Genomic DNA, 15165 nt, shown 5'->3' with positions numbered 1-15165 from the left:
GGCTCCGCCGACACGGGTGCTACGCAGCCCAGGACGTGACCTGCGTCCCTGTGATGGCGCTAACACCCCGGTCCCCCACTCGCTATCTACGGCCCCCTTTCGCCTTCACCGCCTTCATTTCCCTGCCGTTCACGCCCTGGTGGCCCGTGGTTTCACGCCGCGGCCTGAAGATCCAGTCGAGCCCCGAACTCCCTGACCACCGGCTCGTCCCGGAACGGCTCCAGTCGCTGCTGGAAGTCCTCCAGATACTCCGCGCCCCGGTTGGAACGCAGGGTCTCCAGAAGCTCCACCGCCTTCAGCCCGGTGTGGCAGGCCTGTTCGATCTCGCGCTGCTGCACCTGTGCTGTGGCGAGCAACACATAACCGATCGCCCGGCGCCGCCCCTTGGTCTCCGGAAGCCCGGCGAGCGACTCCTCCGCGCGCCGCGCCGCCGCCTCGGCCTGACCGAGATCGCGATGGCAGTGGGCCAACTCGTCGGCGAGATAGGCCTCGTCGAAGTGCGCGATCCACGCCGGGTCGTCGCCGGACTCCGCGTCCGCCGCCTCCAGCGCGCCCACCGCGCGCCCGGACGCCAGCTGGGCGGCCCGCGCGTCGCCCAGCAGGGCGTGCCCACGCGCCTCGGCCGCATGGAACATGGCCTCCGCGCGCGGGGTCACGCGCCCCCGCGCCCCCTCCTGCGCCGCCCGTGCCAACTGCGCGATCTCCCGCGGGTTTCCGAGCTGCGCGGCGAGGTGGCTCATGGACGCGGCCAGCACATATCCGCCGTACCCGCGGTCCCCGGCGGCCTGCGCGAGCCGCAGCGCCTGGATGTAGTACCGCTGGGCCAGCCCCGGTTGCCCGGTGTCGATGGCCATGTATCCGGCGAGCTCGGTCAACCGCGCGACGGCGGCGAAGAGTTCCCGCCCGATCGCCTCCCGGTAGGAGCCGGCCAGCAGCCCGGAGACGACACTGTTGAGGTAGTGCACGACGACCGGGCGCACATGCCCGCTGCCGTACTGGTGATCAAGGTCTACGAGCGCCTGTGTCATCGCCCGCACGGCCGCCACGTCGGACGGCCCCACCCGCGGCCCCGCCGAGCGGGCCACCTGCGAGTCCGGCGACGAGATCAGCCAGTCACGGCTGGGCTCGACCAACGCGGACGCGGCGACGGACGAGCCGGACAGGAAGTCCCGCCGCCCGACGTCACTGCGCCACAGCTCGCAGACCTGCTCGATGGCTCCCAGTACCGTCGGCGAGAACTGGAGGCCGACGCCGGACGCGAGGTTCTTGCCGTTGGCCATCCCGATCTCGTCGATCGTGACCGTACGGCCCAGTTTGCGGCCGAGCGCCTCCGCGATGATCGCGGGCGCCCGTCCCCGCGGCTGCTGTCCGCGCAGCCAGCGGGCCACGGACGTCTTGTCGTAGCGCAGATCGAGTCCGTGCTCGGCACCGCACATGTTGACCCGGCGGGCCAGCCCGGCGTTCGAGCAACCCGCTTCCTGAATCAGCGCCTGAAGCCGTTCGTTCGGCTGGCGCGCGACGAGAGGCCTTGCGGCCATGGCGTACCCCCTGTGGCTGCGGTGCCTGCCCACGCACCGAGTTGATGTGTCTTCCACCACCGAATCCGAGCCGGGGCACTGGCTGTGCACCGCAAAATTCCGGCCGTGAAGATCAATGCCCCGTCGGCATACCGAAAATGCGAGGCTTGTGAGGATTGCCGGGGTAAAGGCGGAAGCCGACCCCACAGGTGGCTACCCCGCTCCGGCCACGGATCCTCCCGCGCGCCCCCGCACATGCACCCATGCGCCCCAGATGAGGAATCAATGCTCCTCCCCCGCGCGCGTTACCCCCGTAACCGGAGGTGGGTGCGGGAGTTGTGTTGGGCGTGGAAGAGACGATCCCGGCCACCGAAGCCGCACAGATTCCGAAGCAGCGCGGCGAAACGCTGCTGGAGACCGCCGTTCGCTATGCCGAGGAGCGTCACTGGGACGTGTTCCCCGGGACCTGGCTGGAAGCCGTCGAGGGTGTGCAGTACTGCTCCTGTGGCGACGCCGCCTGCCCCGCGCCCGGCGCGCACCCCGCGCGCCCCGACTGGGCGACCCAGGCGACGGGCAGCGCGACCGTCGCGCGCCGGATGTGGCAGAAGCAGCCGAACGCGTCGATCTTGCTGCCGACGGGACGGACCTTCGACGCGATCTCCGTCCCGGAGACGGCCGGGTTTCTCGCGCTGGCCCGCATGGAGCGGATGGAGCTGTCGCTGGGGCCGGTGACGTTGACGCCGGATCGCCGGATGAACTTCTTCGTGCTGCCGGGTGCGTCGGTGAAGGTGCCCGATCTGGTGCGCAAGCTCGGGTGGTCGGTCGGGTCGCTGGACCTGGTGGCGCTCGGGGAGGGTGCGTGGGTCGCCGGTCCGCCCACCCGGTTCGGGTCGCGGGGTGCCGTGCAGTGGGCCTGCCGGCCGACGCCCGCGAATCGGTGGCTGCCGGACGCGGAGGAGTTGATCTCGCCGCTCGCCTATGCGTGTGGGCGGGATCGGTAGCGCCTTCTCGTCTGCCGGGTTCGGTTGTTCGGCGACTGCGGGCTCATCGTGGTTGCTCGCGCCCACGCGGCGGAGCCGCATATTGGTCGCGGCCCACGCCCCTTAGGGTTGGCGTCCATGACGTCGGCTGTTCGAGTACGTGGGCTCTGGAAGCGTTTTGGGCAGCAGGTCGCTGTCGCCGGTATCGATCTGGACTTGCCCGCTGGGAAGTTCATCGGGCTCGTCGGGCCCAACGGGGCCGGGAAAACCACCACCCTCTCCATGGTGACCGGACTACTGCGGCCCGATGCCGGGACCGTCGAAGTCGTCGGCCACGACGTCTGGCGGGACCCCGTCGAGGTGAAGGCGCGGATCGGCGTACTGCCAGAAGGACTACGGCTCTTCGAGCGGCTCTCCGGACGGGAACTCCTCGCCTACACCGGCCGATTGCGCGGACTGCCCGGCGCCGAGGTCGACAAGCGGGCCACCCAGCTGCTCGACGTACTCGACCTCGCGGGGGCCCAGCACAAGCTGGTCGTCGACTACTCGACCGGCATGCGCAAGAAGATCGGGCTCGCCGCGGCCCTGCTCCACAATCCCGAAGTGCTGTTCCTGGACGAGCCGTTCGAGGGTGTCGATCCCGTTTCCGCGCAGACCATCCGGGGCGTCCTGGAGCGCTATACCGCCTCCGGCGCGACCGTCGTCTTCTCCTCCCATGTCATGGAGCTCGTCGAGTCGCTGTGCGACTGGGTCGCCGTCATGGCCGCCGGACGCATCCGGGCCCACGGCACCCTCGCCGAAGTGCGCGGCGAGGCACCCTCGTTGCAGCAGGCGTTCCTCGAACTCGTCGGCGCGAACGGCCGGGACGCCTCCGCCGACCTCGACTGGCTGGGCGGCGGGTCGCGATGAGCACCGACGTGACGGGAGTCTTCGTCCGCCTGAAGCTGTCGCTGCTCAGAAACGGACTGCGGCAGTCCGCCGGCCGCCGGATCGCCTACATCGCCTCGGCGGTCACGGTCCTGCTGTTCGCCGCGCTGCAGCTCCTCGGTCTGATCATGCTGCGCGGCAACGCGCACGCCGACTCGGTGGTCGTCCTGCTCGTCGCGGTCCTCGCGCTCGGCTGGGCCGTGATGCCGCTGTTCTTCCCCGGCGGGGACGAGACCCTCGATCCGACCCGGCTGGTGATGCTGCCGCTGCGGCCGCGCCCCCTGGTGCGGGCACTCCTCGCGGCCTCCCTGGTCGGCATCGGCCCGCTGTTCACGCTGTGCCTGTTCACCGGTTCGGTGATCGCGGTCGCGCACGGCGGTGCGGCGTACGTCGTCGGCGTCGTCGCCGTCGCCCTGGCGCTGTTGGTGTGCGTGGCGCTCGCACGGGCCGTCGCCACCGCCAACATCCGGCTGCTGACCAGCCGTAAGGGCCGTGATCTCGCGGTGCTGAGCGGACTGGTCATCGCGGTCGGCGCTCAGGTCGTGAACTTCGGTGCGCAGCGGCTCGGTTCGTCGGGCCTCGGTGAACTCGACCCGGCGGCATCGGTGCTGCGCTGGGTGCCGCCGGCGTCCGCGATCGGGGCGGTACGGTCGGTGAGCGAGGGCGCGTACGGCACGGCCGTCCTCCAACTCACCCTCACAGCGGCCGCGTTGGCGGCCCTGATCGCCGTATGGTCACGCCACCTCACCCGGCTGATGACCTCCCCCGACGGCTCGACACTCCAGGCGGTCACCGAGGCTGCCGTACGGGAACGCACCCCGACCGGCCTGGCCCGCCTCCTGCCGGCCGGCCGCACCGGCACCGTCATGGAACGCAGCCTGCGATATGTCTGGCGCGACCCGAAGACCAAGGCGGCCTGGGTGACCTCGCTGGCCATCGGCCTGATCGTCCCGCTCTTCAACGCCGTCCAGGGCACCGGCTCGATCTACTTCGCCTGCTTCGCCGCCGGGATGCTCGGCATCCAGATGTACAACCAGTTCGGGCAGGACACGTCCGCGTTCTGGATGGTCGCGCTGACCATCTCGTCCCCCCGGGACGCCTACGTCGAACTGCGCGGCCGGGCCCTGGCCCTCCTCCTGATCACCCTGCCGTACGCCGCCCTCGTCACCGTCCTGACGACAGCGCTCCTCGGCGACTGGGCCAGGCTTCCCGAGGTGCTGGGCCTGTCCCTCGCCCTGCTCGGCGCGATGCTGGCCACCGGCGCCTGGACCTCGGCCCGCTTCCCGTACTCCATCCCACAGGAGGGCTACAAGAACGTCGCCCCCGGTCAGGCGGGCCTGGCCTGGATCTCGATCTTCGGCGGCATGATCGCGGCGGCCCTGCTGTGCGCCCCCGTCATCGCGGTGACGATCTGGCTGAACGTCAGCGAGGACGGGGACAGCTGGACCTGGCTCCTGCTCCCGGGCGGCGCGGCCTACGGGGCGGCGATCACGCTACTGGGCCTACGCCTGGCGGCCCCGAGAACAGCGACACGCCTACCGGAAATCCTGACAGCGGTGAGCAAAGGCTGACGGGGCTTGCTGACGGGTGGGGGGCTGATGGTTCTTGCTGACGCGCGGGGGGCTGACGGTTCTCGCTGACGCGCGGGGGGTTGAGGGGTTCTTGCTGACGCGCGCGGGGGGGTGACGGTGCTCTCTGACGCGCGGCGGGGCTGACGGTTCTCGCTGACGCAGGCGACTGCACGCCCCCAGGGGCGCGGGGAACTGCGCGATCAACCACAACCAACCCGCAGCCGCCACCAAACCGCGAGCCCCGAGCTCCAAGGCGCCGCCCCGGCGGTCACCGAGGGCTCACGGTTCTCGCTGACGCAGGCGACTGCACGCCCCCAGGGGCGCGGGGAACTGCGCGATCAACCACAACCAACCCGCAGCCGCCGCCAGACCCCGAGAGCCGAGCTCATAGGCGCCCGGCATCCCCCGCGGAGCGCACCGCATCCAGAAACGGCTCGACCGCCGCCCGCCACCCCTCCGGCTGGTCGTAGTGCACCAGGTGCCCGGCGTCGGCCACCTCCGCGTACTCCCCGCGAGGCAGCACCCGCACCATCTCCTGCGCCTCGGCCCGCCCCAGCTCCCCGTCCAGCCCGCGCACCACGAGCGCCGGGCAGCGCACCTGCGCCAGCTCCTCCCAGTGCGCGTCGAACACCCACGTCTCCCGGGACCGGAGCATCTGGTCCGGCACGAAGACCGGCCGCCACCCGTCCTCGCACTCGTGCATCACCTCGGCGTAGAACTCGCCCCGGGAGGGGTTCGGCCGCTCGACCCACGGATCGTCCTCGCCGAACCACTTCCGTACGTCGGCGAGGGTGGCGAAGGGCACGGGCCAGGCCCTGAACCAGTCCGCCCACTCCCGCTGCGAGGCCGCGCCGAGCGCGGAGGCCCGCATGTCGCAGATGATCACGCCGCGCACCAGATCGGGGCGCCGGGCCGCGAGCTGCCAGGCCGTCAGCGCGCCCATGGCGTGGCCGACGAGGACGGCCGGGGCGAGACCGAGCTGTTCGAGGGCGGCCTCCGCGTCGTCGACGTAGGCCTCGCGCGTGAACGCCGCGGCCGCCGGCTTGTCGCTGCGGCCATGGCCACGCTGGTCCAGGGCGACAGCGCGGTGCCGCTCGGAGAGCCAGCGGGCGGTGGAGGCCCAGTGCGAGGCGCGGCCCATCAGGCCGTGCAGTAACAGGACACCCAGCGTGCCGTCGTGCTCCGCACTGGGATCGGTCTTGGGAGGGTCGCCGAACTCCCAGGCCGCGAGACGTACGCCGCCTGCCCCGGTCACGTCGATGCGCCGCGCCATTGGTCTGGCACCCCCCTAGCTCCACTCGGACCGCTCACACCGGCCGGTCCTGTCATCCGCGTCCTGCTTGCCGTGCCTGCCGTATCCGCCTCCGCCCACGTGAGCACCGTCCGGCACCTGCGCCGCACGTGCCGTCGATGCCCTCGCACGCGATGTGCATGTCCTGTGTGTCTGACGTGATCTTATGCGCACACTCCTGAAGCGCACGTTCCGCGTGACCCGTCACTCGCAGACTATCGAACTCTTATTCGAAAAAACGTGCGCTGAGGACAACACCCCTCATTCGAGTGACCCCCGCCAAGGATTGATCGCCACCGCCGAGGGGAGACCTTCACCGGGAGGCGGACCGCTCGGGGAAAACGGTCCGAGGGGAATGACCCTGAGAGCTCGGGGCTCCGGGTCAGCACAGGGGAGGACAGGCCCCGGCGCCACACGGCGCCGGGGCCCTCTCCACATCCACGGCACATCCTCGCGCCCCCTCCCTGCCGGACCGTCACGGTCGGTCACGGCCAAGAGCCTCAGGTCGTATGCCTCACGCGACAGCCTGGCACGCGCATCGGCCGGGCGCTGTGATTCCGCGCACTGAAACCTGGAATGCGAAAGATCGAGGGGCCGCCACAACTCCCGCTTCCTTCCCAGGAGTTACGCGGGAGAGAACGCAGGATGGACTGACCGGCCAGCTGCCGCCCGACAGCTGCCGCCGCTCAGCGCTTGGCGACGAACACGTGCGAGGCGACGTCCGCCACCAGCTCGGCCGCCTCACCACCACTGCCCACCAGCACCCCGCCCGCGGACTCGGTCACACTCACCACCGAGCCCGGCTGCACCCCGGCCCGCCGCAGCGTGTACATCAGCTGCGCGTCGGTCTGGATGGGCTCACCGATCCGGCGGACGACGACCGTCTTGCCCTCGACACCGGGGTCGAGATCGGCCAGCGAGACCATGCCCTCGTCCAGGAACGGGTCGGCGCCGTCCTTCTCGCCGAGCTCCTCCAGACCCGGGATCGGGTTGCCGTACGGCGACTCGGTCGGGTGGCGCAGCAGCTCCAGCACGCGCCGCTCCACGGCCTCGCTCATCACGTGCTCCCAGCGACACGCCTCGGCGTGCACCTGCTCCCACTCCAGTCCGATCACGTCGACGAGCAGGCACTCGGCGAGGCGGTGCTTGCGCATGACGCGGGTGGCCAGCCGCCGCCCCTCGTCCGTGAGCTCCAGGTGCCGGTCGGACGCCACGGACACCAGCCCGTCACGCTCCATCCGCGCCACCGTCTGGCTCACGGTCGGCCCGCTCTGGTCCAGCCGCTCGGCGATCCGGGCGCGCATGGGGACCACACCTTCCTCCTCAAGCTCGAGGATGGTGCGGAGATACATCTCCGTGGTGTCGATCAGTCCGGACATACGTGCCCCTCGATTAGCTCTGCGATTAGCTCAGCCGGAAGCGAGACAGCTCCACGGCGCGTGCGCTGGCCCTGCACTCAATTCTGCCGGATACCACTGACAACCGTGCCGAGCCGTTGAAACGAGGGGGTCGCCCGGTCCACACCCCCCGACCGGCCGAACGGGCCGGCCCGCGCTCCCGCCCGTATTGACACCGCACTGGTCCAGACCGCACGGTGATCCGCGACACACCACCCACGCAACCCGCCACCCCGGAGGGCCCCGCATGAGCGACAGCAAGCCGGCCGAGCAGTTCTTCGACGCCGCGATCGCCCTGCTCCAGCGGGTCCGTACCGAGGAGGCCCAGCACATCGAGGCGGCCGGCACCCTGCTCGCCGACACCGTCGCCAACGGCGGCCGGCTCTTCGCCTTCGGCGCCGGGCACTCCTCCCTCGCCGCCCAGGACATCGTCTACCGCGCCGGCGGCCTCGCCCTGATGAACCTGCTCGCGGTGCCGGGCGTCGTGGGCGTGGACGTCATGCCCGCCACCCTCGGCTCCGCCCTCGAACGCGTCGACGGCCTCGCCGGCGCGGTCCTGGTCAGCTCCCCGCTGACCGACGGCGACGCCCTCGTCATCATCTCCCTGTCGGGCCGCAACGCCCTCCCCGTCGAGATGGCCATCGGCGCCCGCTCCCGCGGCGTCAAGGTCATCGGCGTGACCTCAGTGGCGTACGCCTCGGAGACGACGTCCCGTCACGTCTCCGGCACCTACCTCAAGGACCACTGCGACATCGTCCTCGACTCGAAGATCGCGGTCGGCGACGCGGAGCTCAACCTGGACACGATCCCGGCCCCCTTCGCCCCCGCGTCCTCGGTCGTCACCTCCGCCCTCCTCCAGGCGGTCATGGCGACGGCGGCCGCCTCCCTGGCCGACCGCGGCATCGAGCCCCCGCTGCTGCGCTCGGGCAACGTCGACGGCGGCCACGAGTGGAACCGCGGGATCTTCGAGAAGTACGGCGACCGGATCTTCTACCGCCACTGACCCGACCCCGCGTCAGCCAATCAGGGCCCAGGCCACGCGCCCGCCGCTCGGGCTCCGGCTCGGCTCGGCTCGGCTCGGGCTCCGGCTCGGCTCGGGCTCCGGCGATGCGCTACTCGCGGCCCACAGCCCCCGCCAGATCCAGCGCGGAAGCGATCCGCACCGCCACGTCCTCCGCGTACACCGCGTCACCGCGCCCGAACGCGCTCCGACCCGCGCCCCGCAGAAACGTCACGACACCCAGCGTCCGCCCCCGGCTGCGCAACACCGCGCACAACGCGTGCACCGCGTCCGCCGGCCACTGCCGCCCCACGGCCCACTCCCGCGCCCGCTCCGCCGGCACATCCCCCGCATCGGCCCGCACCGACCCGGCCCGCGCCACGCACTGCAACGCCGGATGTCCCTGCGCGTACCGCACGGGCAGGCCCGCCTCCCCGCCCAGCCGACTCGGACCCGGCGCCCCGGAAGGCGTCACGGCCACCCGCACGAGCCGTACCGGATCCGCGCTGTCCCCACCCGCCGCCTCGTCGGCCACCGACCCGCCCGCGACCCGGTCGATCAGCGCGTGATCGGCGAACCCTGCCAGCGCGAAGTCCAGGTGCACGGTCGCCGCCTCGGCGGGTTCCTCGCACTCGGCCGCGGCACGCGCGGCGCGATGCAGCTGATTGGCCCGGAACCGCAGCAGCGCGGCCTCCTGCTCCGCCTGCTTGGCCTCCGTCGCGTCCTGGAAGAGCCAGCCCACCCCCAACGGCACGGGCTCCTCCGCGAGCGGCGAGGCCAGCCGTACGAAGCCACACCGCCAGCAGCGACGCCGCTCACCCTCCGGCGTCCGCACGCTCACCCAGATCTCGGCGGGCGCCGGCGGCGCGCCCTCCGCGAGCACATGCGTGAGCGCGCTCTCCAGCTCCTCCACACCCTGGGCCAGCAGCTCACCCAACGGCCGCCCCAGCACCGACGTACGCCCGATCCCCAAGGCCCGAGCCGCGTGAGCGTTCACAACGGCCGGCCGCAGATCCGCGTCGACCAGCACCACACCCCACGACGCGTCCTCGAACAACGCCTCGCTCAGCGCGATCGACCGCTCCAGGTCGATCTGCGCGTGCACCTCGCTGAAGGCGCAGTACACCCCGGCGGGCTTGCCGTCCGGACCACGCACGGCCGCCGACTGCGTCCGAACCAGAACCCGCCCGCCGTCCTTCGTCAGCAGCGCGAACTCGTGCACCTGCCGCCCGGGAGCGTCCATGGCGGACATCAGCCGCCCCTCGACCTCCTCGGCGTCGGCCTCGCGCACCGCCCACCCGGCGAAGCCGTGCCGCCCCACGGCCTCGGCCGCGGTCCAGCCGAGGATCCGCTCCGCCTCACGGTTCCAATGGGTGACGACGCCGTCCCCGTCGAAAGCGCACAGGGCCGCGTCCATCCCGTCCAGCAACGCGGCCAACAGATCCGAGCCACCTGCCGACCCCTCGGAGCCGACCGAACCGGCCGGACCGTCCCGCTCGGGCTCGTCCGGCCCCAGCTCGTCGGTGGTCCCACTACGCCGGGAAGCACTCACATGGACCCCCTGCAAAGCTGCGTCCGCACGTACGACACGTCGGTTCGCTCACTCGCAATCATCTAACTGGAACGTGACCCAGCACACACCGAGTTCCCCAAGATTGAAGGAATCGTTGTACGAGCCGTCGATACGACTACTCGGCCTTGCCCTCCACCCGCAGGTCCACCCACAGATCGGACCCACCGGACCCGTCATCCAGGACGTACCGATCAATCTCGACGAACCCACGCGCCTCCGCGAACCGCAGACCGTCCTCATTGACGGCCAGCACACACGTCTCGATCACCTCGGCGCCCAGCACGCGCGCGTGCGCGAGCCCGTCCTCGTAGAGCTCCCTGCCGTACCCGCGCCGCCGGTACTCCGGCAGCACGCGCGCGATGACCGTCGCCACCGCGTCCGTACCGGCCGGCGGCCGCACCGTCGAACATCCGACGAGCACGTCACCGACGTACGCGTTCCGCAGCCGGTACCGCCCGGCGCGCTCCCGCACCTCCTCGAGGTCCAGGGCCGCGGGCGGCACGATCACGTTGTGGACGTGCCGCCACTCCTCCAGCATGGAGTCGCCGCCCACCGCCGCAATCCGAAGATCAGACATCTGATCCACTTCCCCTGCGCGCGTACACCTCAATCTCGATCTTCATACGAGGATCCGCGAGCCCGCACATCATCATCGTCGCCGCCGGCCGCACCTCACCGAAGTACCGCCGCAGCACCGGCCAGCACGGCTCGAAGTCCTCCCGGTCCGGCAGCAGGTACCGCACCCGCACCACATCGGCGAACGAACACCCCGCCTCCTCCAGCGCGGCCCCCACGTTCCGCAGACACTGCTCGGCCTGCTCCACGACGTCCTCGGAGATCGTCATCGCCGCGTAGTCGAACCCGGTCGTCCCCGACACATGCACCCAGTCCCCGTCGACGACGGCACGCGCGTACCCGATCCGCTCCTCGAAAACCGCCCCACTGAGAATCGCCCGCCGCCCCACCTGCCGCTTTGTCATGCACGGAACGCTAGGGGACCCGGTGCGGAAAGGTCCACGAAAAAAGCGGTTGATCGGGGCCGAGCGGCTTCCTAGGGTGTGGTGCACACGAGAAGGGAGGTGGTTCGGCAGATGTATGAATACCGGACGCGTGAGGTGACTGCGGGCTAGCGGCCCGTCACCACACCCAGTGCGGTGCCGGACCAGCACGTGAGAGACGCGTGCAGCCGGCCCAATCCCAGCAGTCACCCGACCCGCGAGCTCGCCGGTACGTCCGGCCGGCTCCTCCGTCAAAGGCGGAGGGACCCGAGCTCGCGGGTCGTCTGCGTTTGGCGGGGCTGAAGCCGATCGGGGTCAGTCGTCGTCGCTCTCGTCGCCGTCGCCGCCGTCGTCGTCCTGCTGCTGCGTCTGGGCTTGCTGCTCTCTCTGCCGCTCCCGTTGTTGCCGCCTCTCCTGCTTCTCCGTCGGCTCCGGCGCCCGGCTCTCGGGTGGTGCGATCGGTGACGGGCTCGAATCCAGGGGGGAGACCGAGGCGGAGACGCTCGGGCTGGGGGCGGGGTCGGGTTTCGTGCCCTCCGCCGCGGTGTTGTCCGGCGAGAACCAGAGCATGCCGAGGAGCATCGCGGCCACGAAGAGCGCCGCCGCGGCGATGGTGACCGCCACGCGTCGCGTTCCGCCCGCGGACCGGGCTCGCGGCCTGGAGTGGGAGCGGGAGCGGGCTCCGGTGGTGGCGCGGCCCTGTGCCGACGGGAGCATGTACGTGGTCGGGTTGCTGACCTCCCCCAGCCGCTGCGGCCCGGCCGTGGACGGCGAGGCCGCTTCCGGCAGCGGCTCGGGGCGTCCCTGCCAGGCGCCCTCGGCGAACCAGTCGGCCGCCTGCTGGGCGGCGGGGCGGTGCTCGGGGTCCTTGGCGAGCAGGCCGAGGAGGTAGCTCTCGAAGGCGGGCGGCAGGCCGGCCACGCCCAGTTCGCGGGGTGGTACGGGGGCGGCGTCGAGATGCTGGTGCAGGATCGCGACGGCCGTGTCGGCCTGGAACGGCGGGCGCCCGGTGAGCAGTTGGTAGAGCACGCAGCCGAGCGCGTAGACGTCGGAGGCCGGGCCCGCCGGCCGGCCCAGGGCGCGCTCGGGGGCGAGGTAGAGGCTGGTGCCGACGATCTGCCCGGTGGCGGTGAGCGCGGCGCCGGGGTCGTCCATGAAGCGGGCGATGCCGAAGTCGCCGATCTTGAGGGTGCCGTCGGCGTCCAGCAGCAGGTTGCCGGGCTTGATGTCGCGGTGGACGATGCCCTGCCGGTGGGCGGCGGCCAGTCCCGCGGCGGCCTGGGCGGCGATGCGGGCCACGCGTTCGGCGGGCTGTGCGCCGGACACGGTCAGCAGGTGGGCGAGGCTGTCGCCCTCGACGAGTTCCATGACCAGGTAGAGCTGGTTGTCGTGCTCGCCGAAGTCCCGTACGCCGACCACGTTCGGATGGTCGATGCGGGCGGCGGTCTGCGCCTCCAGGCGGAAGCGGGACGTGGCGGTGGGGTCGGAGTCCTGGGGCAGCAGGAGCTTGACGGCCACCTGCCGGGCGAGCATCTCGTCGTAGGCCCGCCAGACCTCCCCCATTCCCCCGCGCCCGATCGACTCGCTCAGCCGGTAGCGGCCCGCTATCAGCACCTGTTCCCCAACCCCCATGCCCTCGGACGTCCGGATCGCGGCAGGCCGTAACTCACCACGTGGGAAAGGGTGATGGAGGGATTGCCGCAGCCGCCTCAGCATACTGGCGCAGTGGATCAGTCACGTTCCGTACGCCGGGCCGGGCGGCATCACGCGGAGCTGTCGGGCCCCGCGTGATGACCGGTCCGCGGTATGTGCGGGGGTCAGTGCGCGATGTCCGCGTAGCCCTCGACGTCGCGCGGGTCGCGCGGGCCCGGGCCGATGTAGCGCGCGGAGGGGCGCACGAGGCGGCCGGTGCGCTTCTGCTCCAGGATGTGCGCCGACCAGCCCGCCGTACGGGCGCAGGTGAACATGGAGGTGAACATGTGGGCCGGGACCTCCGCGAAGTCCAGCATGATGGCGGCCCAGAACTCCACGTTGGTGGCCAGGACGCGGTCCGGGCGGCGGTTGTGCAGTTCCTCCAGGGCGGCCTTCTCCAGGGCCTCGGCGACCTCGAAGCGGGGCGCGCCGAGTTCGCGGGCGGTGCGGCGCAGGACGCGGGCGCGGGGGTCCTCGGCGCGGTAGACGCGGTGGCCGAAGCCCATGAGGCGTTCGCCGTTGTCGAGGGTCCGCTTCACATAGCCCTCGGCGTCGCCGGTGCGCTCGATCTCCTCGATCATGTGCAGGACGCGGGAGGGCGCGCCGCCGTGCAGCGGGCCGGACATGGCTCCTACGGCGCCGGAGAGGGCCGCGGCGACGTCGGCGCCGGTGGAGGCGATGACGCGGGCGGTGAAGGTGGAGGCGTTCATGCCGTGCTCGGCGGCTGAGGTCCAGTAGGCGTCCACGGCGGCCACGTGCTTGGGGTCGGGCTCGCCGCGCCAGCGGATCATGAAGCGCTCGACGACGGACTGTGCCTTGTCGATCTCGCGCTGCGGGACCATGGGCAGGCCCTGGCCGCGCGCGGACTGGGCGACGTAGGAGAGGGCCATGACGGCGGCTCGCGCCAGGTCCTCACGTGCCTGCTGCTCGTCGATGTCCAGGAGGGGTTTCAGGCCCCATACGGGGGCCAGCATGGCGAGCGCGGACTGGACGTCGACGCGGATGTCGCCGGAGTGCACGGGGATCGGGAAGGGCTCGGCGGGCGGCAGGCCGGGCCGGAAGGCACCGTCGACGAGCAGTCCCCAGACGTTGCCGAACGAGACATGGCCGACCAGGTCCTCGATGTCGACGCCCCGGTATCGCAGAGCGCCGCCCTCCTTGTCCGGTTCGGCGATCTCCGTCTCGAACGCGACGACTCCTTCGAGTCCGGGTACGAAGTCGGACATCAGGCGGCTCCTCGTGATGTGTGCGACGGATGGGGTTGTGGGTGGGGCGGTGTGTGGAACGACCACATGTCAGTAGGCAGAGATGTACGTACGCCGGGCGGATCCACGGTCGCGGACTCGGACTCGCGGTCCTTGGCGTACCCCTGTGATGCCCCGTGCGGCTGGCGGTCATCCAACCGGAACGGCATAAGAACGATATCCCTGAGTGTCACCTTTGGGGAGCCCTTGCGGCACTGAGTGCCATCCCGTGACGAAGGACACCGTGCCGGACGGTGCCGGTTCGGATACGGCAAGATGACCGCGTGACCGACCCAGACGCCGTCGCCTTCGATCCCGCCGCGCCCGCCCCCGACCCCGCCCTGATGCGCAAGCACTACCGGGCCGAGGGTCTCGCCGAGTCCGATCTGGCTGCCAGTCCGGTGGCGCAGTTCGCGCGCTGGTTCAAGCAGGCCGCGTCGGAGGCCCACCTCTTCGAGCCGAACGCGATGATCGTCTCCACCGCGGACGCCGAGGGCCGGCCCAGCTCGCGCACGGTGCTGCTGAAGCAGTTCGACGAGCAGGGCTTCGTCTTCTTCACCAACTACGACTCCCGCAAGGCCCGCGACCTCGCCGAGAACCCGTACGTCTGCCTGCTCTTCCCCTGGCATCCGATGGCCCGCCAGGTGATCGTCACGGGCGTGGCGCGACGTACCGGCCGCGACGAGACGGCGGCTTATTTCCGCACCCGTCCGCATGGCTCCCAGCTCGGCGCCTGGGCCAGCGCCCAGTCCTCGGTCATCGCCACGCGGGCCGACCTCGACGCCTCGTACGCCGAGCTGTCCGCCCGCTACCCCGAGGGCGAGCAGGTGCCGGTGCCGCCGAACTGGGGCGGCTTCCGGGTGGCGCCGCAGACGGTGGAGTTCTGGCAGGGCCGGGAGAACCGGCTGCACGACCGGCTGCGGTATGTGGCGGAGCAGGACGGGGGATGGCGGGTGGAGCGGCTCAGTCCGTGAG

Annotated in this window: 13 protein-coding genes; 5 read left to right on the top strand and 8 right to left on the bottom strand. The window is 71.4% G+C overall.

All coding sequences use genetic code 11. The features are described from left to right. Positions 1-152 precede the first annotated feature (152 nt). A complete protein-coding gene (locus tag ACIRD7_RS24930) occupies positions 153-1538 on the bottom strand; it encodes a transcriptional regulator (protein WP_403456903.1) in 1386 nt (461 codons plus the stop codon). Between the two features lie 317 nt (positions 1539-1855). Here ACIRD7_RS24930 and ACIRD7_RS24925 point away from each other — a divergent pair, with 317 nt between their 5' ends. The 3 genes from ACIRD7_RS24925 to ACIRD7_RS24915 all read left to right on the top strand — a co-directional run bounded on the left by ACIRD7_RS24925 (position 1856) and on the right by ACIRD7_RS24915 (position 4995). Then, entirely contained in the window at positions 1856-2518 is a 663-nt protein-coding gene (locus ACIRD7_RS24925) for a bifunctional DNA primase/polymerase (RefSeq protein ID WP_403456902.1), read from the top strand. Between the two features lie 117 nt (positions 2519-2635). Continuing rightward, the gene (locus tag ACIRD7_RS24920; RefSeq protein ID WP_403456899.1) at positions 2636-3406 is read left to right on the top strand and encodes an ABC transporter ATP-binding protein; all 771 of its coding nucleotides are present in this window, start codon (positions 2636-2638) and stop codon (positions 3404-3406) included. Beyond that, positions 3403-4995, top strand: a complete 1593-nt coding sequence (locus ACIRD7_RS24915; RefSeq protein ID WP_403456898.1) for a transporter — start codon at positions 3403-3405, stop codon at positions 4993-4995. Before ACIRD7_RS24920 ends, ACIRD7_RS24915 begins: the two co-directional genes overlap by 4 nt. Before the next feature lie 385 nt (positions 4996-5380). Here ACIRD7_RS24915 and ACIRD7_RS24910 read toward each other — a convergent pair whose 3' ends face one another. Both ACIRD7_RS24910 and ACIRD7_RS24905 read right to left on the bottom strand, forming a co-directional pair. Beyond that, positions 5381-6268, bottom strand: a complete 888-nt coding sequence (locus tag ACIRD7_RS24910) for an alpha/beta fold hydrolase (RefSeq protein ID WP_403456895.1) — start codon at positions 6266-6268, stop codon at positions 5381-5383. Between the two features lie 704 nt (positions 6269-6972). Beyond that, a complete protein-coding gene (locus ACIRD7_RS24905; protein WP_403456892.1) occupies positions 6973-7665 on the bottom strand; it encodes a metal-dependent transcriptional regulator in 693 nt (230 codons plus the stop codon). 265 nt (positions 7666-7930) lie between these two features. On the opposite strand from ACIRD7_RS24905, the gene ACIRD7_RS24900 reads away from it, so the two are divergent. Next, positions 7931-8686, top strand: a complete 756-nt coding sequence (locus ACIRD7_RS24900; protein WP_403456889.1) for an SIS domain-containing protein — start codon at positions 7931-7933, stop codon at positions 8684-8686. Between the two features lie 109 nt (positions 8687-8795). Here ACIRD7_RS24900 and ACIRD7_RS24895 read toward each other — a convergent pair whose 3' ends face one another. The 5 genes from ACIRD7_RS24895 to ACIRD7_RS24875 form a co-directional block, all read right to left on the bottom strand. After that, a complete protein-coding gene (locus ACIRD7_RS24895) occupies positions 8796-10235 on the bottom strand; it encodes a PAS domain-containing protein (RefSeq protein ID WP_403456887.1) in 1440 nt (479 codons plus the stop codon). A gap of 136 nt (positions 10236-10371) precedes the next feature. Beyond that, positions 10372-10833 (bottom strand): GNAT family N-acetyltransferase, encoded by a 462-nt coding sequence (locus ACIRD7_RS24890; protein ID WP_403456885.1) that lies wholly within the window; start codon positions 10831-10833, stop codon positions 10372-10374. Beyond that, a complete protein-coding gene (locus tag ACIRD7_RS24885; protein ID WP_403456883.1) occupies positions 10826-11236 on the bottom strand; it encodes a RidA family protein in 411 nt (136 codons plus the stop codon). The genes ACIRD7_RS24890 and ACIRD7_RS24885 overlap by 8 nt, the downstream gene beginning before the upstream one ends. A gap of 333 nt (positions 11237-11569) precedes the next feature. After that, the gene (locus ACIRD7_RS24880; protein WP_403457497.1) at positions 11570-12868 is read right to left on the bottom strand and encodes a serine/threonine-protein kinase; all 1299 of its coding nucleotides are present in this window, start codon (positions 12866-12868) and stop codon (positions 11570-11572) included. A gap of 203 nt (positions 12869-13071) precedes the next feature. Further along, positions 13072-14172, bottom strand: coding sequence for a citrate synthase 2 (locus ACIRD7_RS24875; protein WP_403456881.1), 1101 nt, complete (start codon positions 14170-14172; stop codon positions 13072-13074). 302 nt (positions 14173-14474) lie between these two features. Here ACIRD7_RS24875 and pdxH point away from each other — a divergent pair, with 302 nt between their 5' ends. Beyond that, positions 14475-15164: a pyridoxamine 5'-phosphate oxidase gene (gene pdxH, locus ACIRD7_RS24870; RefSeq protein WP_403456880.1), complete on the top strand. Its 690-nt coding sequence runs from the start codon at positions 14475-14477 to the stop codon at positions 15162-15164. Position 15165: the final 1 nt, after the last annotated feature.

Source organism: Streptomyces sp. NPDC093568, from assembly GCF_044764945.1.
Taxonomy (GTDB): Bacteria; Actinomycetota; Actinomycetes; order Streptomycetales; family Streptomycetaceae; genus Streptomyces.
This window is presented reverse-complemented; position numbering and strand designations above follow the sequence as displayed.